The organism is Alloacidobacterium sp., from assembly GCF_035631355.1.
Lineage (GTDB): Bacteria > Acidobacteriota > Terriglobia > Terriglobales > Acidobacteriaceae > Alloacidobacterium.
Window position 1 is genome coordinate 83,869 of sequence record NZ_DASQIX010000076.1, and the last position, 25,242, is coordinate 109,110.

Here is a 25,242-nt window from a genome sequence, read left to right on the forward strand (position 1 = left end):
AGAGTGGGAGAAGACGATAAGCTTCGCGAAGAGTGCGGCGTCATGGCCATCCATGGGCATCCGGAAGCAGCGCGTCAGGCGTATCTCGGACTTTACGCTTTGCAGCATCGCGGACAGGAGTCCGCGGGAATTGCCTCTGCTGACGGCACGAATCTTTCGAACATCAAGGGCATGGGTCTTGTCTCCGATATCTTTACCGAAGAGGTGCTGGCAAAGCTCAATGGAGATATGGCCATTGGGCATACGCGCTACTCAACAACAGGAGATTCGGCGCTGCTCAATGCGCAGCCGATTCGCGTTGACTCCACTAAGGGCCTCATCGCCATTGCCCACAATGGCAATCTTGTAAATCTCGGCAATGTGCGGGCAAAGCTCGAACGCGAAGGCGCGTTCTTCCAGACCACGAGCGACTCGGAGATTATCGTTCAGCTAATCGCGCACTCGAAAGAAGGCACGCTGGTTGACGCTATCGCTGATTCACTGCGGCAGGTAGATGGCGCATTCTCCATCGTGATGATGACGCGCGACCGCATCTTTGCCGCGCGCGATCCTCGCGGCTTCCGTCCGCTCTCAATGGGCAGGATCGAAAACCCTGACGGGCCGGACACGATTGTCTTTGCTTCGGAGACATGCGCCTTCGATCTACTGCGCGCCAAATTTGAGCGCGACGTGCAACCAGGCGAACTCGTCATGGTCACGCGCGACGGCGTGACCTCGCGGCAGTATTCAACTGGTGTGCCGCAATCAAGCTGTATCTTCGAGCACGTCTATTTCGCGCGGCCTGACAGCAAAATCTTTAACCGCTGGGTGCAGGAGAGCCGCGAGGAGATGGGTCGTCAACTGGTACGCGAGTCGCACGTCGAGGCCGATCTTGTCGTTCCTGTTCCGGACAGCGGCGTGACTGCGGCAATCGGCTATGCCGCTGAAAGCGGGCTGCCTTTCCGGTTCGGGCTGATCCGCAACCACTATGTCGGCCGCACATTTATCGAACCGGAGCAGCGCGTGCGCGACTTCGGCGTGAAGCTCAAGCTGAATCCCGTACGCAATCTGCTGGAAGGCAAACGCATCATCCTGATTGACGACTCGATCATTCGCGGAACGACTAGCCGCAAGATCGTGCGCATGGTGCGCTCGGCGGGCGCAAAGGAAGTGCATCTGCGCATCAGTTGCCCTCCGACCATCTCGCCCTGCTTTTATGGCGTAGACACGCCGCGCAAGCAGGAGCTGATTGCGGCCAACAACTCGATTGAAGAAATTCGCCAATTCATTGAAGCCGACTCGCTGGCTTATTTGTCACTGGAAGGGTTACAAAAGGCATGTGACGGCGGCGAGGGTAATCACTTTTGTGTGGCTTGCTATACGGGCGAGTATCCGACGCAATGGATTGACGTGAAAGACATCCTCCCCGCGGCAGTAGCGCAATAATCGCACAACCTGCATCATCTCGATTGCTTCCCACTTACGAGAGGTGTGCCATGCCGACAAAAAAGAAATCGAGTTCCCGCAAGTACGGAAAGGCGGCTTCGAAGTCCGTGGAGCGCGAGATGCGTGCCATGAAGCAAGGCAAGCTGAAGAGCGGCCGCAGCGGAAAGAAAGTCACGAGTCGCAAACAGGCCATTGCCATTGGCTTGTCGGAAGCGCGCAAGTCTGGCGCGAAGGTCCCGAAAAAGAAGAGTGCTACGAAAAAGAAGAGCACAAAAAAGAAGATCTCCAGGAAGAAGTCTTCCAGCAAAAAATAGATTGTCCTTGGCGGCTGTGAGCGCGGCGCTGAAAAGCTGAAAAATATCGCGCAACTTCTCATCACAGGCGGGGTCTGGAAGAGCAGCGTTGTCGTTCCGCGGCGCAAAACTATATCTCGGCAACATTCTGCGGCGTTGGCGTTGTTCAATCGATTCGAGATGGCTGCTGGTCTTTCTTCAGGTTCCGGGGAAAGGGTGGTTTCACGGTCACACATAGTTTGCGTCGACGGCGCGAGACGTGTGCGCGTGGGAAATACCCGGCTTGCGCAGCCATATTCATTTGATTGAGATTGCATCGCCATCGGCGGGTCATGTGCGGAAAGAGAAGACCCACCCATGTCCTCCACATCTCACGACAAATTTGCATTTTCTCTTGTGCCAGTTGCGCTGATTGCTCTTCTGGTTAGCGGTTGCGGCACTACCAGTAGCGGCTCCTCTTCAAATACCACCTCTTCTTCAATTCCTTCGGCCCCGGCATTCATTATCGGCACGGATGCCCCTCTGGCAGGCGTTGTTTCCTTTGCGGTGCAGGTCCAGAGCGTGGACGCGATTGATGTAAACGGCAATCAGGTGCCTTTGCTCAGCGGCTCGCCGACAGTTGATTTCGCGCGTTACAACGGTCTGCAGACTCTGCTCGATATGAACGACGTGCCGGTCGGGACCTATAACAGCATCGCGGTGACGCTGGGCAGCGCAACCATCGGATACCTGCAGACGCAATCCGGCGCCGCGCCCACGATTCAGACGATGCCCGCGATGTTGACGCAGGCAACGTTCACCACTCAGCTCAAATCGCCTTTGGTAGTCGCCCAGTCAGAGCCTGTCGGCATCCATCTCGATTTCGATCTCAGGCAATCGATTCAGGTAGACAGCACCGGACAAATTACGGGACACGTGACGCCGACATTCGATATCAAAGCCATCACTCCCAGCGACCCAGGCGCGTATATCGATGAATTTGATACCGGCGTCGTGAGCGTGAACGCTTCAGAGCAATCGTTCGTGATTCAGGGTTCACACGGACGGCAGTTCACTGTGAACGTGAATGGGCAGACTGAGTGGGACAACAATGAAAGCATAAGCAGCCTGACCACCAGCAGTATTGTGCAGATTTCCGGCACGCTGGACCGCGCTGATTCCACAATCGACGCCGATGAAGTGGCAATCTTGTCGCAGGACGGCTTCTACGCCGCCGGCCAAATCACATACGTGCAACCGCCATCGGGCACAGCCTCGAGCTTTGATCTCTATGTGCGCGGCCTGCTTCCAACATCGACGGGACTGTCTATCGGCCAGATTGCGCAAATCAATCTGAGCGGCAGTGAGAAGTATTTCATTTACTGGATGCACAACCCTTTGACACAATTCCTGTTCAACTCCGGCGCGCTGGTTCCGGGGCAGCATGTGTCCGTCGGAGGTCCGGCAAGCGGAGCTTCAAATCCACAGGCGGTCACGGTGAAACGCGTGGTATTGCGGCACTGGGGTTATGTGGGAACTGTCGTTCCGGGAAGCATCAACGACAGCAATCACACCTTCCAGATGAACGTGAAGGGGTTCGCAGGATTGCTGGTGCCCGGTACGGTGACGGTGTTTATCGCGGACGGCACACACTTCCGCGATGGGTTGACCAAGCTTGACGACGTAAGCTCATTGAACAGAATCAGGGTGGTTGGCCTGCTGATCAAGGACCCGTTCTCCGGGAACCTGGTATTACTGGCTCACTATGTAGACGATCTGGATTCCTGAACTTAGCCTCAATTGCGGCGGCGAGGGGGCGACAAATGCCGTTCCCTCGTTTGCTTTTTGTGGCCAGACGGTTCGCTTTTTGCGGCTAATTTGCGCTAAAATCCTTAGCCAAAGGCCGGGTCTACCCGGACACCACACCGTGCCGCCTTTCAGCCGAAAGGCGAGATGGCTGCGGGCCCCCAGTTCTGGGCGTGCCTGGCCGGATGCAATTGGTTCATTGCATCTTGAGGAGGCAGTCATGGTAGACCTTCGTTCCTCGCTGACTTCACGCACATTCGCCGGGCTGGCCCTTGCTTCCCTTACATGCGTATTTACTCTACAGCCCATGGCGCAAACGCCGGCCTTCATGGCATTAGGCAGCTATGCCCAACAGCCTCCAATGAAAGCTGTGGACGAAACACCGCATTTTGCGATTACGCCCGAGGTGCAGGGCGACATACTGATGGCGCACCAGCGTTACGTTGCCGCGCTTGATGCTTACCGGCAGGCGCCGCTCGATTCAGCCGTGTTATGGAACAAGATGGGCATCGCCAACCACCATATGTTCAATTTGCGAGATGCGCAGAAAGATTATGAAAAGGCCATCAAGCTGAATCCCAAGTATTCTGAAGCGTGGAATAACATGGGTGCGGTTTATTACGGACAAAAGCTCTTCCACGAATCAGAAAGGGCTTACAAGAAAGCCATTAAGCTGAACCCTAAGTCAGCGATGTTCTACAGTAACCTGGGCACAGCCTATCTGGCGGAAGGTAAAACCAAGAAAGGCGCTGAATGCTATCGCACGGCGCTGTCGCTCGATCCCAATGTCTTTGAAAGCGACCCCGCTGCAAGGATTGCCGAAACCGGACCTACACATGAGATCGCAACCCTCAATTATCTGCTGGCCAAAGTCTATGCCGAAGCGGGCAGAAAGACTGAAGCGCTGGTATACCTGCGAAAAGCGATCGATGAAGGGTTCACCGACCGTAAAAAAATCCTTGACGACAAAGAATTTGCGATCCTTCATGATGTACCCGAATTTCAGCAATTGATGTCGGACAAACGCCAGTAGCTTCTCGAATTGCATTCGCCCAAAGCATTTCTCCACCTTTTGATGGAGTGTGTTCCCCCCTGTTGGGTGTGTATATTCCTGTTAAACGCACTACATGCCCATTCCTCGCCATTTCTGGAGCATCTGCTGCACCGGACTGCTTCTTCTGGCAGGCCACCCCGCTGCCGGGCTCGATCCAAACTATCCGCTCCGGCATTATGGCTACCAGTCATGGCAGACCGATGATGGCCTGCCCGAGAACACCGTCCATGCCGTATTGCAAACGCGCGACGGCCATCTCTGGTTCGCAACTGAAGACGGGCTTGTGCGTTTTGACGGCGCGCAATTCGCCATTTTCGACAAGAAAAACACTCCGCAGCTTGGCAGCAACCTGATTTACAGCCTCTTTCAAGATCGACAAGGCGCTCTGTGGATCGGCGCTTCCGGCGGCCTTACCCGGTTTCAAAATGGCGTGTTCAAACTGTTCACGACAAGCGAAGGACTCCCTGCCAATTCAGTCTGGTCTGTATATCAGAGTCGCGACGGGCGTCTGTGGGCGCTGACCACGTCAGGTCTGGGCAAATTTATCGATGGACATTTTCAGCCGATTGAATTTCCGCAAGGATTGTCAGCTACGAGCGCGATTGCCGAATCTTCTGACGGTTCGCTATGGGTGAATTCCGGAAACAGCCTGCTGAAGATCGGTCCCGGCAGTGGCGCTGTTACAACAGCCATCGCGGGAGGAGAGCCGATCCAGGCACTGGCCTCAGATGCTTCTGGCCGCATATGGATCGGGACACATGCCCGATTGAGGGTCATTTCTTCCAGCGGTGGGCCAACTGAGTTTCATCTGTCCAACGGGTCGGGTGCAGACATTACCTGCCTGCACAGCACATCGGACGGTCATCTCTGGATCGGCACGGCAAACGGGCTTGATGAGTATGATGGCAAAACGACGCGCACCTTTACTGAGCACGATGGATTGCCGGGAAACCGCATCACGAGCTTGTTTGAGGATCGCGAACATGCTGTATGGGCGATTACAGATCGCGGGGCCGCCCGCGTCTTTGGCGGTCATATTTCCGCTCTCACTCCTAAAGAAGGCCTTTCGAGCAGTCTGGTGCTGGCTTTCTATGAAGACCGCGAAGGCAGTGTATGGCTTGGCATGGATTCAGGCGGCGTTGCCGTCCTGCGTGATCGAAAATTCACAACATACACGACGCAGGACGGATTAACAGACGACCTGGTGCGATCTGTTTTTGAGGACCATCGTGGTGAAATGCTGGTGGGTACCAACAATGGCGGCGTCAGCAAGCTTGCGAATGGAAAATTTTCGACGCTGACTACCGCCAGCAACCTGTCGAGCAACGTGGCCCTTGCTTTGGCCGACGATGCAAGCGGCGGCATCTGGATCGGAACCCCTGATGGCCTCAATCGCGTGAGAGGAAACCAGGACACGGTATTCACTTCTGCCGACGGACTCGCCGACGATTTTGTCCGCTCACTCTACACCGACCGCAACGGAGCTCTCTGGGTCGGCACCCGTCATGGGCTGTCCCTCTATCAGAACGGAAAATTTACTTCGTATTCCGCGATGGACGGCCTGGGCAGCGACTTGGTAGGCGCTGTGATTGAGGACCGGGACAACAGCTACTGGATTGGGACGCTCGGCGGCCTTACCCACTATGCGAATGGCAGCTTCACGAACTACACCACGCGGCAGGGGCTTTCGAGCAACGTAATCACCGCGCTTTATCAGGATGCGGATGGAACTCTCTGGATCGGCACGAATGGCGGCGGACTGAATGCGAGAATCAACGGTAAATTTGTGAATTTCCTGGCGGCGAAAGCATTGCCGCAGGACATCTACGGAATCCTCGATGACAGCAATGGAAACCTCTGGCTTGGATCGAGTAAGGGTGTTTTTCGCGTCAGCAAAAAGCAGTTTCACGCCATGGCGGCAGGTCAAGCTGGATCAATTTCTCCCGATGTCTATGGCACCGCGGACGGGATGCGCATCAGCGAGTGCAGCAGCGGCGGCCACCCCGCGGCATGGAAAGCGAAGGATGGGACGTTGTGGTTTGCAACGCTGCGCGGAGCTGCCACCGTCGATCCCGCGCACATGCCGGTGAACCATGTACCTCCGCTGGTGGCCATTGAGCAGGTGTCAGTGGACGATGCTGTGCTGCCGATGCAAAGCGAAACGAAAATTGCGCCCGGACACACGCGTATCGCGTTTCAATATGCGGGGTTGAGCTTCGTTGCACCACAGAAAGTCCGTTTCCGTTACAAACTTGACGGGCTGGACCGAGATTGGGTGGACGCAGGTTCGCGCCGTGTGGCCTTCTATACCAACATTCCTCCCGGACGCCACACCTTTCATGTGATGGCCTACAACAATGACGGCGTATGGAGCGAGCAGGATGCCGCCTTCAGCTTCCAGCTTCTCCCGCGCTTCTATCAGACATACTGGTTTTACCTTCTGCTTGCGGCATGCGCATCGCTCCTGGCTTATGCCATTTACCAGTGGCGAGTGCGGACTGTCGAAGCGCAGTTCAGCGCTGTATTGGCTGAGCGCAGCCGCATCGCGCGTGAGATTCATGACACATTGGCGCAGGGCTTTGTCGCCGTCTCGGTGCAGTTGGAGGTGGTAGCGCGGCTGCTGACTACTTCTACTGACGCGGCAAAGGATCATCTGGAGCAGGCGCGCGCATTGACGCGCGAGTGCATCGCTGAGGCCCGCAGTTCGATCTGGAACCTGCGCTCACAAGGAACTACGCAGAACGATCTGGCTTCAGCTCTTACTCGTTCCGCCGAACGGATTACGGCAAGCAGCGGCGTGAAGGCACGCGTGCAGGTGAGTGGAACATTCCGCCCCATTGACGCGCGTGTTGAAGCGGAGATGCTGCGCATCGGCCAGGAAGCGATCACAAATGTCGTGCGCCATGCGCAGGCCCGGACTGCCAATATCACCTTGTTATTTGAGGACAAGTTGCTGCGCATGACCATTCAAGACGACGGTCATGGCTTTGATGGTGATCCCAACGAGCTTTTAAAGAACGGACATTTTGGACTGACAGGTATGTGCGAGCGCGCGGAACAGATCGGCGCGCGCTTCACCGTTGTGAGCGCAAAGGACAAGGGAACAGAAATCCAGGTTGAAGTCGCAATTTGAAAAGGAGCGTATGGCTGAATTGATTCAGATTATGGTGGTGGATGACCATCACATTGTGCGGCAGGGGCTGGTTGCCCTGATCGCGACGCTCCCCGACATGAAAGTCGTCGCTGAGGCGGCAGACGGTGTGCAGGCTGTGGAGCTATACCGCAAGCATAGCCCAGACATTACGCTGATGGACCTTCGCTTGCCTAACAAAAATGGGGTTGATGCGATTACCGAGATCCGCCATGAATTTCCTGCCGCGCGCATCATTGTGCTGACGACATTCGATGGCGATGAAGACATTTATCGCGCTCTGCAAGCCGGGGCCAAGGGATATCTGCTGAAGGGCATGAACGCGGACGAACTGACCGACGCAATACGCACTGTTCATGCTGGCAAAACGCGCATTCCCGCGGTGGTGGCCGAGCGTCTCGCCGAGCGCATGGGCGGCCCATCGCTCACCATTCGCGAACTGGACGTGCTGAAGCGGATTGTGGCTGGACGCAGCAATAAGGAAATCGCCGGAGAGTTATTCATCTCCGAAGCGACGGTGAAAACGCATATCAACAGCATTCTCAGCAAACTGGGAGTGAACGACAGAACGCAGGCCGCAACCACGGCCCTGCAACGGGGGATTGTTCACCTTGACTGAAATCAGAACCACAATCACGAAGCTGTTTTTTTTACTTTTGTTCATGACAGCTGTTGTCGGGATATCGGCCCAGGAGACCAAGAGCGGGGCGTGGCGTATTGCTACAGACTCAGAATTGAAGGCGTTGATCCCACCCCGCGCGCCGGTCATTCAGGAGCGCATCGAAACAGAATTGCGGACGGCTTCTGGGATCACCGATGGCAAGGGAAAATATGTTGCCGGCGTGGTTTTGATTACGGCTGGATATTCCGCTGAAGGCAAGTACTCGCACTTCTTCATCGCCCAGACGCCGATGAAAATTGGCGATTTCCAACTGAATGCGGGCGAGTACCTGATCGGCTGGAAACACAATACTGAAGATTCGCTCGCCGTCAGCTTCTATGAAGCCGCCAGCGGAAAGCCTGTCGGCAGCGTGGAAGCGGTCAGAAACGCGTCGATAACGCGAGTTGAGTCATTCCGCATCTGGCCCCCGGGAGACAAGTCCCTGATTCAGATCGGGCGGTTCACGTTCTCCTATCAGATAGGAAATTGAAGCGGATGTGGTGCGGGTGTCCCAGGTCTCGATTTTGAGACCTGGGATCGATCTGTTGATTTACTGCTGAGGCAGGACCAGCACTTCTACCCCTGACGCTGCACCCTGATCGTGAAAGACCGTCTCGGTTGCTTTCTTGAAGTCTGCTGGCATCGCATGGGGAATGTCAGTAAAGGTTTGCGGATTACGGTCCACCAGCGGGAACCATGAGCTCTGCACCTGCACCATGATGCAGTGTCCCTTGCGGAAGGTGTGATTGAGGTCGGGCATGGTGAAATCCACGTCCGTCATTTTTCCCGGAACCATGGCTTCGGGCTTCTCCCAACTGTTGCGGAACTTTGCGCGCATCGGCTCGCCGCGTAGTAGTTGCTGATAGCCACCCATGCGCAGCGGAGGCGCATCCAGAACGCGCTTGCCCGGATGGCTGTCTTCCTCCGGATCAGGATAGTCATTGGGATACACGTCGATCAGCTTGACCACAAAATCAGAATCTGTGCCTGTGGTTGCTATTTTTAGTTTGGGAGAAATAGGTCCGGCAATCGTCACATCTTCCGTCAACGGATCAGTCTGATAGACAAGTACGTCAGTTCGTGTCGCGGCAAAGCGCTGGTCATCGACCATATAGCGCTGCGGCACAGTGTCGGTCGTGTATCCGACGAACGGAACCGGATGGGCTGGATCGCTAACGTATTCATCTGAGGATTCTTTCGCGGCAGGCGGATCAAAAGAGAGCTTGCCGTCCGAGTGGAAATAGAGCATCTTCGGCTTTGCCTGCGGCGGAGGCCACGAATCATAAGTCCGCCAGACATTGGTTCCTGTCTCGAAGACGTAAGCCTTCGGCATTGGCGAGCCTTTGCCCTTCAGGTAGTACTCGAAAAACGGGAACTGAATGTTTTTACGGAAGAATTCGGCCGTCTTCGCGTTAAACTCCGCGTCGCCAAGATGGTCACCATCGCTGCGCGCCCATCCGCCGTGCACCCATGGGCCTTCCACCAGCGTCGTGGGCGTTTCGGGATTGAACTTGTTGATCGCGTAGAAGGTCTTATATGGGCCTGAAAGGTCTTCCGCGTCGAACCATCCGCCGACGACCAGCACAGCGCACTTCACGTTCTTCATGTGTGGCGCGAGATCGCGCGCCTTCCAATAGTCGTCGTAGGTGGTGTGATAAAGCTGGTCGTTGAAGAGAGGGTTCGAACCCTTCAGATATTTCTTGTCAAGGTTTTCCGTCGGGCCGGCCTGCAAGTAGAAGTCATAGGCGTTAGGAGTGCCCATGCTGAAGGGAACCTCACGCTTCGGCAATGAAGGCTCGGCAAATGGCTTGAAGAAAGTGTAGAAGCCGAAGTTGGCATCCAGCATGAATGCGCCGCCGTGATAGGCGTCGTCACCCATGAAGAGGTCGGTCATGGGCGCTTGCGGCGATGCTGCCTTCAGCGCTGGATGAGAGTCAATAATGCTGGCCGATGTGTAAAAGCCCGGATAGGAAATTCCCCAGATGCCTGCCTTGCCATTGTTGTTCGGCACGTGCTTCAACAGGAACTCGAGCGTGTCATACATATCGGAGCTGTCATCCACGTCCTGCGGTGACTTCTTGTCGTCGATGTGCGGGTGCATCTCGACGAACTTTCCCTCGGACATATAGCGCCCACGCACGTCCTGGTAAACGAATATATAGCCGGCCTTCTCGAATTCGTCGGATGGCCCAAGGTTCTTCTTGTATTGATCTTCGCCATAAGGGGCAACGCTATAGGGCGTGCGGTCGATCAGGAACGGGTAGCTCTGCGATGTGTCCTTTGGCACATAAACAGACGTGAACAGATGCACGCCGTCGCGCATTGGAATGCGGTATTCGTGCTTGGTGTAATGGGCCTTGACGTAATCTTCTTCGGGAGTAGCAGGCTTTTCCTGCGCCGTTGCTTGAATAGAAAGCGTGATGAGAGCAAGGCACAGCAAAATTAAGTGAGTCAAACGGGCTTTCTTCATGACACCTCGGTGATGGACGAATCGGAAAAAGACAGTCTAACGGATAACTAGCTGACAGCCCAGAACGGATGAAAAAACACACTTGGCGCAATATAACGCTCTACAGCCTGTTTTCATAGACGTAGAGTTGGATGTTTAGGATAAGGCCGCGCATGCATGATCCGCGACCATGGAACAGCAAATCCTATCGCGCTAAATGAACCACCTGGGAGTCGCCTTGAACCAGCAGATCATTCTCGTTTCCAGAGATGAGAGCCTCATTGCGGCTAGGCTTCGCGGGGAGATTCTCAGAACCGCGGGTTTTCGAACAACATATGCAGAGAGTCTGGGTCGAGCTGTCTCCCTGACCTTTTCCATGCAGCCCGACCTAATCATTTTGGAGCAATCGTTCTCCGAACGTGAAAGGTCCGCATTCATCGACTGTATACACGGTTGCTATCCCAATATCCCCGTGCTCTACCTTCAATATGGCGTAGCGCGTCCAAGTCTGCTCATCAATGCTTGCAAGAGGATCTTAACGACGCAGGCGGGAGATCCAACAGTTCATACTGTTTCCAGGATTACTCCAAAGATGGCTTAAATCATGCCACATTCATATTCAGCCAGTATGGAATACAATCCCCATTTCGTGATTAGAGGGAACCAGGACGGAAGCTCCGATAGCATTTGCCTCCTATGCTTCCACAGCTGGAACTGCATCGTCTCGAGCAGAATTGTCAAGATTGGAACGTTCCCACAGATGCCATGTTGCTCATCTCCCGCCTCAAAGCGCGCTCCCTGCAATCGATCGCGGGGAGCGCGGCGATGACGATCGGCGTACATAATCAAAACTGGTGCCGCATGAACGGCAACCGTAAAATTCGCATTGTACTTGCTGACGATCACGAAGTAATTCTGAATCGTGTGCGCGGAGCGCTTGACCATGACTTTGAAGTTGTGGCCGCTGTAAGCAATGGGCAAGATGCGGTGTCGGAGGTGCAGCGCCTCGACCCTGACGTCCTTGTGACCGATATCTCCATGCCCATTCTCGACGGACTACAGGCAGTCCACCAATTGCGCGGGATCAACTGCCGGACCAGAGTCGTGTTTCTGACTGTACATGCGGACAACTATTTTGTTGCTGCTGCATTTTCCGCTGGGGCTTCTGGTTACGTCACCAAGTCACGCGTTTTAACTGACCTCATCCCGGCTATCCGCGAAGCTGTCCAGGGACGAACCTATGTCTCGCAGTCAATAAAGCTGTAGATCACGTCCAAGTGTTCTCAAAAGCGCCTCTAAAGCACAAAAACCGCGCTAATTTCTTTCATTTTTGGCATAAATTGCGGCTGAAATTGCGCAAAAAAGCGGCGCTTTATGGCTTTCGCGGGCCGCCCAGTCGAAAACGGTTGGCCTGTTCGAATTCATCGCGCAGCTCAGCGGTCTTCAGATGCTCGCGCAGGTGTGTTAGCCGCTGTTCCAGAGCCAGCAAGGTTGCTGCAACCGCTTCTGTGTTTGTGTGCGCAATGTCGCGCCACATGGAGTATGGACTCGCGCCGAGCCGTGTCATCTCCCGCAACGCGCGGCCGCCAATGGCGCGCAGTTCTTCATCGTGGGGGAATGTATCTTCAAGTAGAGCGCTCAACGCCGTCGAGACAAACTGCGGCAGATGGCTCACCCATGCACAGAGTTCGTCGTGCCTCACAGGATCGAGGTCGACAGTTCGGCTGCCAAACTTCTGCGCCCACGCACGCCATTCTGTCGCTTTCGCGCGTGCTTCCGGCGATATGCCGGAATCGTTCGCACATTCAGTAAACAGCCATACCGCACCGCGGAAAATCTCATCATCGGCATTGGCCGCCCCGCTCACTTCGCGACCCGCCATGGGATGTCCGGGAAGAAATCCCGCCTTGCCTGGCTGGTTGTAGAGTCCAGCAGCGCGCTCGCAGAGAATGCGCTTAACGCTGCCAACATCGGTGACAAGTTGATGTGGCTGCAGAATTGGAGCCAGTTGTTCCAGCCATTCCAGAATGCTGAATACCGGACCGCTGAGCAGGACCACGTCGCTCTGTTCCGCTGCCGTTTCCGGGTCATTGGCAATCTCGGTAATTGCTTCGCGGCCTAGAGCGATAGCGGCCTGGACGACCTCACGGTCCCAACCGAGAATGGTCCCGGTAAATCCGTTCCGGCGCAGCGCCATTCCCACTGACGTGCCAATCAGTCCTGTGCCGAGAATGGCAATGCGCTCGATGGGCATAACTTACTCGATGGTCCTTTCGACAGCGAAAGCAATCACCCTCAGCTCCTGCATCAGTTTGGCGAACTGCTCGGGATAGAGCGTCTGCGCGCCGTCGGAAACGGCCTTTTCAGGATTAGGATGGACTTCAATCAGCAGACCGTCCGCGCCTGCTGCAACTGCGGCGCGCGCCATGGCCGGGACTTTATCACGAAGACCTACGCCATGCGAGGGGTCGCCGAGAATCGGCAGATGTGAAAGCTTCTTGATGACCGGGATCGCAGAGATGTCCATCGTATTGCGTGTATAAGTTTCAAATGTGCGAATACCACGTTCGCAGAGCATCACTTCGTAATTGCCGCCGGAGAGAATATATTCCGCTGAGAGCAGCAACTCTTCAATCGTGGCTGCAATGCCGCGCTTGAGAAGCACCGGCTTGCGCACCTGCCCCAGCTCACGCAGCAGATTGAAATTCTGCATGTTGCGCGCACCTACCTGGAAGACGTCAACGTAAGGCATCATCAGCTCAATCTGTGAAATCTCCATCACTTCGCTGATGATCAGCAGTCCGGTCGCGTCGCCCACTTCGCGCAACAGCTTAAGTCCTTCGAGTCCCATTCCTTGGAAGGAGTAAGGGGAGCTGCGTGGCTTAAAAGCGCCTCCGCGGAGGAATTTGGCACCTGCAGCCTTCACCTTTTCAGCGGCGGCAAAGATCTGCTCGCGGCTTTCCACTGAACACGGTCCAGCCATTACGACAACTTCTTTGTTGCCTACGGTAACTCCGTTGGGAAAGCGAATGACTGTGCCTTCCGGGCGAAACCCGCGGCCTGCAAGCTTGTATGGCGACGAGATGCGATGAGCGTCAGCTACGCCATCCAGCACCTGGAAATCTTTTACGTCGAAAGCCGTCGGCGTTCCCACCCCGGCAAGGATGGTCTGTACAGCGCCGGTAGTGCGATGGACTTTGAAGCCCAGTTCCAGAAGGCGCTCCGTTACATGCTGTATCTGTTCCTCGGACGCATGCTCCTGCATGGCAACGATCATGATTACTTTCCTGTCTCCCCTGCGCGCGCGTTCTGCCCTTGGGCGGACGCCGATTTTTCTGAAGCCAATTCCTCCGTTTGCAGCGCCCGCATTACATCAATAATGCGCTCGTAGATATGCACCAGCTCAATGTCAGGCAGGGGGCCCTTGTTGGCTGCGCGCACACGGTCGAAGATGATGCGCTCACGGTTCGGTTCATACACGGGCAGATGGGTGGCCTCTTTCAGCTTGCCGATGGCATGAGCCGCAACGGCGCGCTCGCTGAGGAGCGCCACGATCTGCAGGTCGATTGCGTCGATTTTTCTGCGCCAGTCTTCAATGTCCATGTATGCCCTTCCATCGAGCGCATATTATGCGCCTGTGCGGAGTTGAATTGCCTGGAAATTCTGAAGCGGAATTAATGGGCCAGCGCCACAGGTTGACGCAGACCCCTGATAAATCGCCCGATTGAATTTGGCGCTTCTTGCGGCGTGGATTTTTCAATCAAGGCAACGATCGCGCTGCCGATGGCCGCCGCATCCGCGAACTCGCCCACGGTCGCGAAGTGTTCCGCATTCGAGATGCCGAAGCCGACCGCGATAGGCAAATCAGTAAATTTGCGCAGCCTCTTGACCAGTTGTTCAGCATCAGAAGCAAGTTTCTGCTGCGTGCCCGTGATGCCGGTGCGCGAGATAGCGTAGACGAATCCCTTTGAAGCTTGTGCGATACGCTGCAGGCGCTCGTCCGGGCTGGTGGGCGCGGCCAGAAAGATGGGAGCGATGCTATGGCGACGCAGTTGCTCCAGGTATTCGTCTGCTTCCTCGACAATCATGTCGGTGATGAGCACGCCATCCACACCTGCTTCCTTCGCGGTAGCGCAGAAGCGCTCAAGTCCGAAGCGCAGAACAGGATTGAAATAGGAAAAGATAACAAGCCCTACGCTGGGACGCTCGCGGCGGACGTCGGCAGCCAAAGCGAGAACATCTGACAGCTTTGTGCTATTCTTCACGGCGCGTTCGCTGGCGCGCTGAATCACCGGGCCGTCGGCAAGCGGATCACTGAAGGGCACACCCAACTCAAGCACGTCCGCGCCCGCGTCAATCGCGGCGAGGGCAATCTCGCGCGTGGTTGGCAAATCCGGGTCGCCAGCCGTCAGATAGACTACCAGTCCCGGCTTGCTGTTGAAACGAATCGGCATGACTTATGCGCCCTTGAGCTTCAGTTCGCGCGCGAGTATGCCCATGTCTTTGTCGCCGCGTCCTGAGAGATTGACTATTAGTATGTCATGCCGCGCCAGCGTTGGCGCGAGCCGGATGCACTCGGCAACTGCGTGCGCACTTTCAAGCGCGGGCAGAATGCCTTCCGTGCGCGCCAGCGTTACAGTTGCGTTCAGCGCTTCCGCGTCCGTGGCCGATGTATATTCGGCGCGTCCGGTGTCATGCAGCATCGCGTGTTCCGGACCTATCGACGCATAGTCGAGTCCGGCGGAGACAGAATGTGTCAGCGCAATCTGACCGGCTTCATCCTGAAGTACATAGGAATAGGTTCCCTGCAGCACACCGGGCGATCCGCCCTGAAAACGCGCGGCGTGCTCGCCAAGCGCCGTGCCGCGTCCACCGGCTTCTACGCCTATCAACCGGACATCCTTGTCTGCAATGAACTCATAGAATGCGCCGATAGCATTTGATCCGCCGCCCACGCAGGCAATGATCGCATTTGGCAGACGGCCTTCCTTTTCGAGAATCTGCTTACGCGCCTCTTTGCTGATAACGCGATGAAAATCACGCACCATCATCGGATACGGGTGCGCGCCCAGCACGCTGCCCAGCAGATAATGCGTCGTGCGGACGTTCGTGACCCAGTCACGCATCGCTTCGTTGATGGCATCTTTCAGTGTCTTCGATCCGGAACTGACGCCGCGCACTTCAGCGCCCAGCAGTCTCATGCGATAGACATTCAGCTCCTGCCGCCGCATGTCTTCTTCGCCCATGTAGACAACACATTCGAGTCCGAAGAGTGCACAGACGGTCGCTGTCGCTACTCCATGCTGCCCCGCTCCGGTTTCAGCAATGATGCGCTTCTTGCCCATGCGCCGCGCGAGCAGACCTTGTCCGATGCAGTTGTTGATCTTGTGCGCGCCGGTGTGCAGCAGGTCTTCGCGTTTAAAGTAAATTTTCGCGCCGCCAAGCTGTTCCGTCAGACGAGATGCGAAGTAAAGCGGCGTCGGGCGTCCCGCATAGTCACGCAGCAGCAAATCCAGCTCCGCATGAAAAGCGGGATCGGCCTGTGCCTCCGCGTAGGCGTGATCGAGTTCTTCAAGCGCGGCCATCAGAGTTTCCGGCACGTAGCGTCCACCATACGCGCCGAAACGGCCGATTACATTCGTAGCTGGTTGTGTCGCCGTGCTCATAAACACCCTCCTATGCAGCTTACGTTGTCATCGTGGTGAGGCCGTGATCTCATCTGCTGCCGCCTTTGCCGAATTGACAAATGCTTTCACTCGGAACGGGTTTTTTTTGCCTGGAGCGGATTCGACGCCGCTCGATACATCCACGCCCCATGGCTGTAGAGTGTGAACCGCCGCGGCCACGTTCTCCGGGCTCAATCCACCTGCTGCAACTAACCGAAGCTGCGATTCCCGAAAACTGCGTCGCGCGGTCTGCCAGTTAAACTGAATCCCGGTTCCGCCAACCATCGTGGCCGTGCGCGAATCCACCAGCACACCGTCAATACTCAGATCAGCCTGCGCTGCCTTCAACTGCGCTCCCAGGTCACCGGCATAGTGAATCACACGCAGAATCTTCAGCGCATCCCCGAAACGCTCCCGCAATTTCGGAGCTAACAACGGATCGCGGCTGGCATGCAGTTGTACCCCAGTCAACCCGCCTTTCTCAACCGCGCGCACGATCTGTTCAAAATCCCAATTGACAAACACGCCATATTTTTCCAGCGTCTCGGGCAGATGTGGCGTAATTGTCCTCACCTGTTCCATCGTTACGCGCCGCGGGCTTTCCGCAAACACAAAGCCGATGGCGTCGGCGCCAACTTCAGCCGCCACCAGAGCGTCTTCGAGATTTGTGTTGCCGCAAATCTTGATCCACATGGCATTACACCCGCGCAGCCGCAGGATGAAGCAGTTGTGCAAGCGCCGCGCCCGGCGATGGCTGCCGCATCAGCGATTCGCCAATAAGAAACGCATGATATCCAGCCGCGCGCAGGCGTTTTATATCGTCTGCTGTATGAATGCCGCTCTCGGCCACCCGCACTGCATCGGCTGGCATATTTTCAGCAAGATCGATTGCGTTTTCCAACCGCACTTCAAATGTCTTCAGATTGCGGTTGTTTACTCCATACGCTTCACACCCTAGATCGCGTGCCCGCGCCAACTCTTCGGCTGAATGCGCTTCGCACAAAACATCAAGGTCATAACGACGAGCGGCGTTTTTGAGGGTCCTCAACTCAGAATCCGTCAGCGCCGCGACAATCAGCAGGATCGCATCCGCGCCATGCGCCCGTGCTTCCACCATCTGGTATTCATCCACCATGAAATCCTTGCGCAGGCAGGGAATCGTAACCGCGACAGATGCAATTTCCAGGTTCATGAGGCTTCCCTGGAAGAAAGGCGCATCGGTCAGCACCGACAAAGCCGCCGCCCCCGCCCCCGCCAGTTCCACAGCGAGACTGCGAGGATCAAAATCTGCACGGATCAGCCCTTTCGATGGCGAAGCCTTCTTCAGCTCCGCAATAATCGCGGGCGCTTCCTGTGCCTTTTCCCGCAAAGCTCGCGCAAATCCTCGCGGCGTGTGCCGCGTAGCGCGCTGCTCCAGTTCGCGCAGAGACACGCGCTGCTTGCGCTCGGCAACCGTAGCGCGGGTCTGAGCGAGAATGCGTTCGAGATGCACGGTAAATACTAGTATAACTTTTGACAGAGGATTTCCTTTAATGCCCAGGTTCTCTGTCGCGCATATGCGCTGCGCTCTTCTTCTGAACGCATTCCTGCTGACAACCACGTTCGTTGCCTTCGCCGCCGCACCCATCACCATCACGGCTGATCTTTCTGAAGCGCCGCGCAAATTGTGGCATGCGGACCTCACGATCCCGGTCCAGCCCGGAGCGCTCACACTCACTGCGGTTAAATGGGTCCCCGGCAACCATCGCCCCACAGGGCCCATCAGCGACCTGACGGGAATCGTCTTTCGCGCAAATGGCCAGGCGCTGCCGTGGCGCCGCGACGATGTAGATCTCTACGCCTTTCACCTGACGATACCGCAAGGCGTCTCGACCCTCGAAGTCCACGTTGACGCCATTGTGACCGCGCGCGTTTCCGACAAGCTGGCCATGCTGGAATGGGAAAAATTTCTGCTCTATCCCGCCGGCATCCCTGTCCGGGAAATCCAGATTCAGCCGTCGGTCAAGGTCCCCGCGGGTTGGGGCGTGGGCACCGCGCTTTCACCGACCGGCACTGATGGGAACACTACGCACTTCGCGCCTCTCACCGTCGAGATGCTCGAAGACTCGCCCGTTCTCACCGGCAAGTATTTTAAGGAAATCCCGCTGGCGCCAGACATCACACCGAAGCACTTTCTTGACGTGGCCGGCGACGCGCCTGAAGACGTTGATCTGCGCCCGCAATTCCTGACCGCGATCAACAACCTCGTTCATGAAGCTGCGGCCATGTACAGCTCCCATCACTACAACAGCTATCACTTCCTGCTCACGCTATCCGACTATGCCGGCGGCGAAGGCCTCGAGCACCACCAGTCTTCAGACAACGGAGTAGGCGAAAAAGGCTATGCCGACGACGAGCATGCGATGCTGGAAGCCGACCTCCTTCCGCACGAGTTCACGCATTCGTGGAATGGCAAATACCGCCGTCCCGAAGGCTTGGCCACGCCGGACTATGCCACCCCTATGCAGGGGAAATTGCTCTGGGTCTATGAAGGCATGACGCAGTATCTCGGCAACGTGCTGGCGGCACGATCGGGCTTCCTCACGCCGGAGCAGTACCGCGAATCGCTTGCCCTTGTCGCAGCGACCTATGACAATCGCCCTGGCCGCACCTGGCGCAATACTGAAGACACAGCGGTTGCAGCATCCATCCTGCGCGGCGGCAATCCCGCGTGGTCGAACTGGCGGCGCGGACAGGACTACTACGACGAAGGCGAACTGCTCTGGCTCGACGTAGACACGACGATCCGCCAGATGACCCACGACAAGAAGTCCCTGCACGATTTTTGCGTGCTCTTTTTGGGTAAAGGCAGCAATACCGGGCCCATGGTTGTGCCCTACGACTTCGATGAGCTGGTGAAGACGCTCAATGAAGTCGTGCCCAATGACTGGGCAAGCTTCCTGCATGAACGCATCACTACGCTGAGCCCGCACGCCAACCTGGCCGGCATCGAACACGGCGGCTATAAGCTCGTCTATACCGATAAGCCGACAAGCTACGAGCGCGCGCAACTGTCGATCAGAGGCAATGTCGACGCGTGGTTCTCCGTCGGATTGCATCTGCGCCATGACGGAACGATTTCAGACGTGCGCGTCTATTCCGCTGCGGACGAGGCGAAGCTCGCGCCGGGCGAGAAAGTGATTGCCGTGAATGGACGCATTTTCTCAACCGATGACTTCCGTGACGCCATCAAGCAGGCGAAAGGCAGCTCCGAGCCAATCCACCTGATCGTCCAATCGGATACATATATCTACCCAATCGATGTGAACTATCACGACGGCGAGAAGTATCCCGAATTGCAGCGGGTAGAAGGCACGCCCGCGCTGCTGGACGACATCACCAAGCCCATGACAGCCGTGCAGCCGATTGCGGCAAAGAAATAGATTGCGGATATGAATGAGCTGAAATTATTGTAGGTTTGAGTTGTGCCCCGTCGACAAGGATAAGGATGCAGGTACGTACAGAAATTACACCGGACGAATTGACACAAGCGATAAGGCTAAACCGTAGCAGGATGTATTGGCCGAAAGTCTTCTTAGCTAACTGGTATGCAACTCTCTTACTTATTGTAATTTTATCGGCCGAAGGAGCGCGATTAATTGCCGGTAAGCCCATCCAACCTGCCTCGTTAGGCCTGCTACTGATCCCAGCTTTCTTGCTCTGGCTCTATTGGTTTCGTACGCAGGGTGCTGTGCGAAAAGCCGCTTTAGAGCTGAGCGATACAAAGGGCTCTGCATCCATCGATGGGAAAGGAATCTCCGCAAGCTTTTCTACAGGGGCGACCAGCTTTATGCCATGGAGTGAATATAGTGGCTGGAAAGAAGGGGAGGAGGTTTTCACTTTAACGAAAGGAAAGTCGTTCCGCGTTTTTACAAAGCGTGGCCTTGACGAAGCCGAATTGGAGCAACTGCGAGGGATTTTTCGCACTCAGATTAGCTAGTTATTTAACAGGGCTTTCGCTCAGCTTCACGAGCTGATACTAAACGGGCTCAGTGCTATGAGCAGAGACTTTTTAGCTATACAACCCGCTAGTAGAATCAATAAGGTGAGATTTATTTATTTGGTGCCGAAGAAGGGACTCGAACCCCCACACCCTTGCGAGTACATGGACCTGAACCATGCGCGTCTGCCAATTCCGCCACTTCGGCACGGGAAGAAGTCCAGCGCGAACGGCTGGACGAGCAGCAATTTTTAGATTACTTTGCCGCTAAAATTGTGTCAACGCAACTGCCGGGGCGCTGATTGTCGCCCCTCACTGCGCTAATTTCCCCGCAGGATCCGCCATGACCGACCATGAAAAACCGCAAATGATTCCATCAGCCCAGGCGCTCGAATTGCGCCGGCTATCCCACGATCTGAGCAATGCCCTTGAGGTGATCCTGCAGACAAGCTACCTGCTTGGCATGGTGAATCTGGATGAGAATGCGCGAAAGTGGCAGCAGATGCTGGACGATGGCGTGAAACAGGCGACGAGCATCAATCGCGAGATGCGCGATTACATTCGCTCCCACAGTGAAAACGCCACAGCCTGAGCTGTGGCGTCGTTGCGGATACGAATTCAGACCAGCTTAACGTCAAGCGTAATCTCCGTGTTTCCCTTGAAGAGGCGTGAGATCGGGCAGCCGTTCTTGGCATTCTGGGCGGCCGTCTCAAAAGCTGATTCGCTTGCGCCGGGCACTTTGGCGTGCGTTTTAAGATGGATAGCGGTGATGGTAAAGCCCTCATCCGTTTTCTCGAACTTGACCGAGGCAGACGTCTCAAGCGATTCAGGCGTCAGGTTTGCATTGCTCAACTGGGCGCTCAGCGCCATGGTGAAGCAGCCGGCGTGGGCCGCTGCAATCAGTTCCTCGGGGTTGGTGCCGATGCCGTTCTCAAAACGGGTGCTGAAGGAATACTGCGTTTCTTTCAAAACGCCGCTCTGCGATGAAATCACGCCCTTGCCGTCTTTCAGTCCGCCCTTCCAGACGGCGCTCGCTGTACGTTCCATGATTGCTCCTTTCACTCAGAAGGAAATTAGTGCGCTTTTATGTGCGTCGTAATTTCTTCGATGCAGCTTCGAGCATATCAATCCATACTGCGAGCGTCGAATGTGCGTCTTTGGTTCATAAAACGGAAGGCGCTGTCATCTTTGATGAATTTTCTGTAACCTTGCCGTGTGTATCCGCAGTTGCCGGAACCCGAAGCACACGTTACTGAGCCCCAGGCACAGAGTGACCCGATGCAGCATCATTCTGTCTATTGCCCCAACTGCTCGACGCAGTTGACGGCGTACCGCTGCAAGCTCATCTGCGAGTGCTGCGGCTATTACCTCAGTTGTGCGGACTACTACTGAGATAAAGCCTCAGCCACTTTGCGGCGCAACTGCTCGTTCTTGTCCAGCAGTTCTACGATTAACGTTTGCAGGTGCAGGTTTCTGGCCTCAAGCTCTGCGATCTGGTCCTTCAGGCTCATGCCTGCATCTTCCTGAACAGGCTGCGGTTCAAATGGACTCAACTTGCTTGGCGGCAGCATCGATAATCTCCGCAATTTTGCTTATCTGCTCCTTGGTTAGGTCTCCCTGCGCGAAACGCAACTTGAGCGCGAGCTTGAAATTGTGCATGGCCCGCATGATCTGCGGCGAACGTCCTCGGCCAAAAGCGGTGCCAACCTTCTCGATGCGGGCAAAGATAGCATCCACCAGCGGCTTATTGGCTTTCAGTTCCTCCTGGCCTGCTTCGGTGATAGCGTAGAGCTTCTTCCCGCCTTCAGTTGATGTGACAGTGGCAAAGCCCTCTTCCTCCAGCATGGTCAGCGTTGGATAGACCACGCCGGGGCTAGGCGCATAGACGCCAGACAGGCGCTCGCCGATGGCCTTGATGATTTCGTAGCCGTAGCTCGGCTTCTCGGCGATTAATTTCAGGATCACAAAGCGAAGGTCACCGGTGTCAAACAGCCGTCCGCCAAATTCGCCGCCGAAGCGGTGCCCCTGGCGCCCCCAGGCCTCGCCCATTTCGCCGAACCAGCCATGGCGTCCGCGAAAGTGTTTCCAGTACCGCGGCCCGCAGGCTGCATATCCTTCGTGTTCACTGCATTTTTGTTGAAACATAAACAATCCTCTTTAGACTTTCTAAGATATATCTAAAAATATATCGGATATTCTGCACTGTCAAGCTATTTTAGATATATCTAAATAAAGCAGGGCAACCGCTGCAATGTGACCATACTTCTCAAAGAAGATGATGGAGCGAATTGATTATTGGCGTGGATTTACAGGCGGCTTGATTGCTGGAGTGGCAATCGGAGCGTGGATTTATTTTTCTCCTCGCGTAAGCAAGGAAGTAGATGATTTAAAAGAACTTGCGGAGAAAGAGCCAGGCAAATTTTCTCTGGATCGTGAAGCTCAGAAGATAGTCCATTCGCAATCCATGTGAGCTCTATCCCAGCTGCCGCCCGGATTTCAGGCTGACCGTCCTGCGTGACTCGGTCTTCTGGGCGTTGTCATGCTCGACCAACTCTCCGCTAAGCAGGTAGTAGCCGTCTTCCTCGCGTGTTTTGCCAGAGCCGCGGACTATGGTTCCCTGAAACGAATACCAGACGCCGTGAATTTGCCGTGTGGTGAATTTCAGATCCTGTCTTTGAAGCGAGGTCTTGTCGAAGAAGAAGGTCAGTGGTGTCCCGTTGTCGCTTTCCTCATCGCCTCGACGTGAGACGTAGCCGCTCAACTCGCCAAACTGCATGGTGATTTGAATCAGTTCACCCGGACGGCCCAGCATGTATTCACCGGAGGCGTCCTCGGGAATCAAAGAATTCGTCTTGCCCTGCCGCACAACCACGGGATGGTCGGTCGTGCTGGGATCGCCGCGATGGTGCAGCGCCGGCTGCGTGGTGCTTTGCGCGCGCCCGCCAAAAGCGAAGAGAAGCAGCAGGGCCATGACAACAACGCCATGCCGTAACTGCCGCTTCATCTTGCCTCCTTAACAGGACCTAATTACCCTTCTTGCGGGCCGCTTCAAACTCGTCGCCCGGCTGCCATCCGATTGTATGCGTCAGCGACGAGGCTTCCCACCCAAGAATGAACCCGAATTGCGCCATCTTTGCATCGCCACGGAAGTCCATGTCCGGCCTGTATTCGTCAGAGGGCTGATGGTAGCGATGGGCGGTGAAGTCTTCCATCTGTTGTTTGCCCCATTCGGGTGGATGGCCCTCGAAAGTGGTTCCCTGACCGATGGAGAACGCAGGTATGCCAACTCGGGCGAAGCTGAAATGGTCGGAACGGTAATAGTGTCCCGCGCCGGGGAACTGATCTGGCTCAATGGCCAGGTTGAAAGCCTTCGCTGTCTTCTCCACTTCAGGGTAGAAAGTTGTGCGCTCAGCTCCGCCGAGTTCTGTTGCCGTGGGAATGCCGATGGGGTTCAGCATGTCGTAGTTCAGGTCGAGAGTGATCTGCGATGCGGGAACCGGTGGGTGCATGCCGAGCCATTGCGAGCCGAGCAGTCCCTGCTCTTCGGCAGTAACCGAGGCGAAGTAGATGCTGTGCGGCGGCTTCGTTTCGGAGAAAGCCCGCGCAAGCTCCAGCAGGATGCCGCAACCGGTGCCATTATCCGCCGCTCCGTTGTAAATCTGGTCGCCCTTCGCGTCAGGATCGATGCCGAGATGGTCGTAGTGCGCCGAGTAGAGGACAGCTTGTCCCGATTGCGCGCCGGGAACCTCGCCGATTACATTGTCGGATTCGTAGTGACGAACCTTGCTGGCAATATGCGCTTTGAAGCGTACCGGCAATTCAACTGCGTGGAAACCGCGCTTGCCGGCGGAATCGATGACGGCATCGACGTTGCCCAGTCCCGCGGCGGTCAGCAGTTTCTGGGCTACGTCGTGCTGGATCCAGCTTGCCGCCTGCAGCGTTGCTGTCGGATCGCCCTGCAGATACGACTTTTCAATGGCCTGTGAGTCGCGAACAACGTGCCACGGATAGCTGGCCAGGTCTTCGCGGTGGATGATGAGCACGCCGAGTGCGCCTTTGCGCGATGCTTCTTCATACTTGTAAGTCCAGCGGCCGTAGTAGGTCATCGTTTTGCCCTTGAAGAAGCTCTCATCTGTTGAAGGCGGCTCGTTCACAATCACCAGCAGGACTTTGCCCTTCACGTCGACGCCTGCGTAGTCATTCCAGTGATATTCGGGCGCGTCGATGCCGTATCCGACGAAGACGATGGGCGCGTCTATCTCAGCGGACGCTGTTCCGGTCTGGTCTTTGGTGACATAGTCTTCGCTGTACGTGAGAGGGATCGGCTGACCGTTTTGCGGAACGAAGGACGCCGTCGTCTGGTCTTCGACGGTGTGCACGGCATAGAGCGGTACTTTCTGAAAGTACGTCCCGTTATCGCCTGCGGGCTTCAGTCCGTCGAGCGCGAACTGCGTCGCGATGTATTCGGCGGCGAGCTGCCCTCCGCGCAAACCGGGCCCACGGCCTTCCAGCAGATCGCTTGCAAGGAAACGGACATGCGCGCGTATCTTCTCGGGGTCGATGCTGTCGGCAGCATTACGCGCGGCGTCGGGAACTCCGGGAATGACGGGAACCTGGGCCTGACCCGCAGCAACTGCTGCGGAGAGGATTGTAATGACGCAGATCAGATGAAGAGATCGAGCCAAAGACTGAGTCATGGATGCTCCTTGGAAGCGACGAAAACAGCGTGGGCTTTCTCGATAACCGTAGAAATAACTATTCTGCTACAGAATGGCTACG

25 protein-coding genes and 1 tRNA gene are annotated in these 25,242 nt (G+C 55.9%); 12 read left to right on the top strand and 14 right to left on the bottom strand.

From position 1 onward, the window contains the following. The first annotated feature begins 42 nt into the window (after window positions 1-42). The 7 genes from purF (at window position 43) to VEV40_RS14570 (ending at window position 8,859) form a co-directional block, all read left to right on the top strand. Window positions 43-1,425 (top strand): amidophosphoribosyltransferase, encoded by a 1,383-nt coding sequence (gene purF / locus VEV40_RS14540; protein ID WP_324833365.1) that lies wholly within the window; start codon window positions 43-45, stop codon window positions 1,423-1,425. Between the two features lie 50 nt (window positions 1,426-1,475). Next, on the top strand, window positions 1,476-1,739 hold the full coding sequence (locus VEV40_RS14545) for a DUF6496 domain-containing protein (RefSeq protein ID WP_324833327.1): 264 nt from the start codon (window positions 1,476-1,478) through the stop codon (window positions 1,737-1,739). Window positions 1,740-2,075: 336 nt separating this feature from the next. Then, window positions 2,076-3,485, top strand: a complete 1,410-nt coding sequence (locus VEV40_RS14550) for a DUF4382 domain-containing protein (protein WP_324833329.1) — start codon at window positions 2,076-2,078, stop codon at window positions 3,483-3,485. Between the two features lie 238 nt (window positions 3,486-3,723). Further along, window positions 3,724-4,536 (top strand): tetratricopeptide repeat protein, encoded by an 813-nt coding sequence (locus VEV40_RS14555; RefSeq protein WP_324833330.1) that lies wholly within the window; start codon window positions 3,724-3,726, stop codon window positions 4,534-4,536. 94 nt (window positions 4,537-4,630) lie between these two features. Further along, window positions 4,631-7,690, top strand: coding sequence for a sensor histidine kinase (locus tag VEV40_RS14560; protein ID WP_324833332.1), 3,060 nt, complete (start codon window positions 4,631-4,633; stop codon window positions 7,688-7,690). Between the two features lie 10 nt (window positions 7,691-7,700). After that, window positions 7,701-8,327: a response regulator transcription factor gene (locus VEV40_RS14565; protein ID WP_324833334.1), complete on the top strand. Its 627-nt coding sequence runs from the start codon at window positions 7,701-7,703 to the stop codon at window positions 8,325-8,327. A gap of 43 nt (window positions 8,328-8,370) precedes the next feature. Continuing rightward, window positions 8,371-8,859: a hypothetical protein gene (locus VEV40_RS14570; RefSeq protein WP_324833336.1), complete on the top strand. Its 489-nt coding sequence runs from the start codon at window positions 8,371-8,373 to the stop codon at window positions 8,857-8,859. 60 nt (window positions 8,860-8,919) lie between these two features. Here the strand turns inward: VEV40_RS14570 and VEV40_RS14575 are convergent, their stop codons facing one another. Beyond that, a complete protein-coding gene (locus VEV40_RS14575) occupies window positions 8,920-10,839 on the bottom strand; it encodes a CocE/NonD family hydrolase (protein WP_324833338.1) in 1,920 nt (639 codons plus the stop codon). 675 nt (window positions 10,840-11,514) lie between these two features. Between VEV40_RS14575 and VEV40_RS14580 the strand changes: the two genes are divergently transcribed. After that, window positions 11,515-12,084: a response regulator transcription factor gene (locus tag VEV40_RS14580; RefSeq protein ID WP_324833340.1), complete on the top strand. Its 570-nt coding sequence runs from the start codon at window positions 11,515-11,517 to the stop codon at window positions 12,082-12,084. A 106-nt stretch (window positions 12,085-12,190) separates the two neighbouring features. On the opposite strand, the gene VEV40_RS14585 is transcribed toward VEV40_RS14580, so the two are convergent. The 7 genes from VEV40_RS14585 to trpC form a co-directional block, all read right to left on the bottom strand. After that, window positions 12,191-13,072: a prephenate dehydrogenase gene (locus VEV40_RS14585; protein ID WP_324833342.1), complete on the bottom strand. Its 882-nt coding sequence runs from the start codon at window positions 13,070-13,072 to the stop codon at window positions 12,191-12,193. 3 nt (window positions 13,073-13,075) lie between these two features. Continuing rightward, entirely contained in the window at window positions 13,076-14,095 is a 1,020-nt protein-coding gene (gene aroF, locus VEV40_RS14590) for a 3-deoxy-7-phosphoheptulonate synthase (protein WP_324833343.1), read from the bottom strand. A gap of 2 nt (window positions 14,096-14,097) precedes the next feature. Beyond that, window positions 14,098-14,421, bottom strand: coding sequence for a chorismate mutase (locus VEV40_RS14595; protein WP_324833344.1), 324 nt, complete (start codon window positions 14,419-14,421; stop codon window positions 14,098-14,100). A gap of 71 nt (window positions 14,422-14,492) precedes the next feature. Continuing rightward, window positions 14,493-15,272 (bottom strand): tryptophan synthase subunit alpha, encoded by a 780-nt coding sequence (gene trpA, locus VEV40_RS14600; protein ID WP_324833345.1) that lies wholly within the window; start codon window positions 15,270-15,272, stop codon window positions 14,493-14,495. 3 nt (window positions 15,273-15,275) lie between these two features. Beyond that, a complete protein-coding gene (gene trpB / locus VEV40_RS14605) occupies window positions 15,276-16,484 on the bottom strand; it encodes a tryptophan synthase subunit beta (RefSeq protein ID WP_324833347.1) in 1,209 nt (402 codons plus the stop codon). A 27-nt stretch (window positions 16,485-16,511) separates the two neighbouring features. Continuing rightward, on the bottom strand, window positions 16,512-17,177 hold the full coding sequence (locus tag VEV40_RS14610; RefSeq protein WP_324833349.1) for a phosphoribosylanthranilate isomerase: 666 nt from the start codon (window positions 17,175-17,177) through the stop codon (window positions 16,512-16,514). 4 nt (window positions 17,178-17,181) lie between these two features. Next, the gene (gene trpC / locus VEV40_RS14615) at window positions 17,182-17,976 is read right to left on the bottom strand and encodes an indole-3-glycerol phosphate synthase TrpC (protein WP_324833350.1); all 795 of its coding nucleotides are present in this window, start codon (window positions 17,974-17,976) and stop codon (window positions 17,182-17,184) included. 40 nt (window positions 17,977-18,016) lie between these two features. Between trpC and VEV40_RS14620 the strand changes: the two genes are divergently transcribed. Together VEV40_RS14620 and VEV40_RS14625 are read left to right on the top strand one after the other, a co-directional pair. Further along, a complete protein-coding gene (locus VEV40_RS14620; RefSeq protein WP_324833351.1) occupies window positions 18,017-19,906 on the top strand; it encodes a M61 family peptidase in 1,890 nt (629 codons plus the stop codon). Window positions 19,907-19,971: 65 nt separating this feature from the next. Continuing rightward, complete coding sequence (locus tag VEV40_RS14625; protein ID WP_324833352.1) at window positions 19,972-20,463, top strand: YcxB family protein; 492 nt, start codon at window positions 19,972-19,974, stop codon at window positions 20,461-20,463. A gap of 121 nt (window positions 20,464-20,584) precedes the next feature. Here the strand turns inward: VEV40_RS14625 and VEV40_RS14630 are convergent. Next, window positions 20,585-20,671 (bottom strand) — tRNA-Leu (locus tag VEV40_RS14630). 135 nt (window positions 20,672-20,806) lie between these two features. Here VEV40_RS14630 and VEV40_RS14635 point away from each other — a divergent pair. Next, the gene (locus VEV40_RS14635) at window positions 20,807-21,055 is read left to right on the top strand and encodes a hypothetical protein (RefSeq protein ID WP_324833353.1); all 249 of its coding nucleotides are present in this window, start codon (window positions 20,807-20,809) and stop codon (window positions 21,053-21,055) included. 26 nt (window positions 21,056-21,081) lie between these two features. On the opposite strand, the gene VEV40_RS14640 is transcribed toward VEV40_RS14635, so the two are convergent. The 3 genes from VEV40_RS14640 to VEV40_RS14650 all read right to left on the bottom strand — a co-directional run bounded on the left by VEV40_RS14640 (window position 21,082) and on the right by VEV40_RS14650 (window position 22,608). After that, window positions 21,082-21,510, bottom strand: coding sequence for an OsmC family protein (locus VEV40_RS14640; protein WP_324833354.1), 429 nt, complete (start codon window positions 21,508-21,510; stop codon window positions 21,082-21,084). A gap of 338 nt (window positions 21,511-21,848) precedes the next feature. After that, window positions 21,849-21,974 carry a hypothetical protein gene (locus VEV40_RS14645; protein WP_324833356.1) on the bottom strand — a complete coding sequence of 42 codons (126 nt, stop codon included), beginning with the start codon at window positions 21,972-21,974 and terminating at the stop codon, window positions 21,849-21,851. 28 nt (window positions 21,975-22,002) lie between these two features. Further along, the gene (locus VEV40_RS14650) at window positions 22,003-22,608 is read right to left on the bottom strand and encodes a PadR family transcriptional regulator (RefSeq protein WP_324833357.1); all 606 of its coding nucleotides are present in this window, start codon (window positions 22,606-22,608) and stop codon (window positions 22,003-22,005) included. Window positions 22,609-22,738: 130 nt separating this feature from the next. Here VEV40_RS14650 and VEV40_RS14655 point away from each other — a divergent pair, with 130 nt between their 5' ends. Continuing rightward, entirely contained in the window at window positions 22,739-22,933 is a 195-nt protein-coding gene (locus VEV40_RS14655; RefSeq protein WP_324833358.1) for a hypothetical protein, read from the top strand. 3 nt (window positions 22,934-22,936) lie between these two features. Here VEV40_RS14655 and VEV40_RS14660 read toward each other — a convergent pair whose 3' ends face one another. Together VEV40_RS14660 and VEV40_RS14665 are read right to left on the bottom strand one after the other, a co-directional pair. Beyond that, complete coding sequence (locus VEV40_RS14660) at window positions 22,937-23,467, bottom strand: hypothetical protein (protein ID WP_324833359.1); 531 nt, start codon at window positions 23,465-23,467, stop codon at window positions 22,937-22,939. Window positions 23,468-23,486: 19 nt separating this feature from the next. Next, a complete protein-coding gene (locus VEV40_RS14665) occupies window positions 23,487-25,160 on the bottom strand; it encodes a M28 family peptidase (RefSeq protein ID WP_324833361.1) in 1,674 nt (557 codons plus the stop codon). Window positions 25,161-25,242 lie beyond the last annotated feature (82 nt).

Coding starts and splice junctions, on each gene's coding strand:
- purF (WP_324833365.1), top strand. CDS start 43: ATGGCCATCCATGGGCATCCGGAAGCAGCGCGTCAGGCGTATCTCGGA.
- VEV40_RS14545 (WP_324833327.1), top strand. CDS start 1,476: ATGCCGACAAAAAAGAAATCGAGTTCCCGCAAGTACGGAAAGGCGGCT.
- VEV40_RS14550 (WP_324833329.1), top strand. CDS start 2,076: ATGTCCTCCACATCTCACGACAAATTTGCATTTTCTCTTGTGCCAGTT.
- VEV40_RS14555 (WP_324833330.1), top strand. CDS start 3,724: ATGGTAGACCTTCGTTCCTCGCTGACTTCACGCACATTCGCCGGGCTG.
- VEV40_RS14560 (WP_324833332.1), top strand. CDS start 4,631: ATGCCCATTCCTCGCCATTTCTGGAGCATCTGCTGCACCGGACTGCTT.
- VEV40_RS14565 (WP_324833334.1), top strand. CDS start 7,701: ATGGCTGAATTGATTCAGATTATGGTGGTGGATGACCATCACATTGTG.
- VEV40_RS14570 (WP_324833336.1), top strand. CDS start 8,371: ATGACAGCTGTTGTCGGGATATCGGCCCAGGAGACCAAGAGCGGGGCG.
- VEV40_RS14575 (WP_324833338.1), bottom strand. CDS start 10,839: ATGAAGAAAGCCCGTTTGACTCACTTAATTTTGCTGTGCCTTGCTCTC.
- VEV40_RS14580 (WP_324833340.1), top strand. CDS start 11,515: ATGCTTCCACAGCTGGAACTGCATCGTCTCGAGCAGAATTGTCAAGAT.
- VEV40_RS14585 (WP_324833342.1), bottom strand. CDS start 13,072: ATGCCCATCGAGCGCATTGCCATTCTCGGCACAGGACTGATTGGCACG.
- aroF (WP_324833343.1), bottom strand. CDS start 14,095: ATGATCGTTGCCATGCAGGAGCATGCGTCCGAGGAACAGATACAGCAT.
- VEV40_RS14595 (WP_324833344.1), bottom strand. CDS start 14,421: ATGGACATTGAAGACTGGCGCAGAAAAATCGACGCAATCGACCTGCAG.
- trpA (WP_324833345.1), bottom strand. CDS start 15,272: ATGCCGATTCGTTTCAACAGCAAGCCGGGACTGGTAGTCTATCTGACG.
- trpB (WP_324833347.1), bottom strand. CDS start 16,484: ATGAGCACGGCGACACAACCAGCTACGAATGTAATCGGCCGTTTCGGC.
- VEV40_RS14610 (WP_324833349.1), bottom strand. CDS start 17,177: ATGTGGATCAAGATTTGCGGCAACACAAATCTCGAAGACGCTCTGGTG.
- VEV40_RS14620 (WP_324833351.1), top strand. CDS start 18,017: ATGCCCAGGTTCTCTGTCGCGCATATGCGCTGCGCTCTTCTTCTGAAC.
- VEV40_RS14625 (WP_324833352.1), top strand. CDS start 19,972: ATGCAGGTACGTACAGAAATTACACCGGACGAATTGACACAAGCGATA.
- VEV40_RS14635 (WP_324833353.1), top strand. CDS start 20,807: ATGACCGACCATGAAAAACCGCAAATGATTCCATCAGCCCAGGCGCTC.
- VEV40_RS14640 (WP_324833354.1), bottom strand. CDS start 21,510: ATGGAACGTACAGCGAGCGCCGTCTGGAAGGGCGGACTGAAAGACGGC.
- VEV40_RS14645 (WP_324833356.1), bottom strand. CDS start 21,974: ATGAGCCTGAAGGACCAGATCGCAGAGCTTGAGGCCAGAAACCTGCAC.
- VEV40_RS14650 (WP_324833357.1), bottom strand. CDS start 22,608: ATGTTTCAACAAAAATGCAGTGAACACGAAGGATATGCAGCCTGCGGG.
- VEV40_RS14655 (WP_324833358.1), top strand. CDS start 22,739: ATGATGGAGCGAATTGATTATTGGCGTGGATTTACAGGCGGCTTGATT.
- VEV40_RS14660 (WP_324833359.1), bottom strand. CDS start 23,467: ATGAAGCGGCAGTTACGGCATGGCGTTGTTGTCATGGCCCTGCTGCTT.
- VEV40_RS14665 (WP_324833361.1), bottom strand. CDS start 25,160: ATGACTCAGTCTTTGGCTCGATCTCTTCATCTGATCTGCGTCATTACA.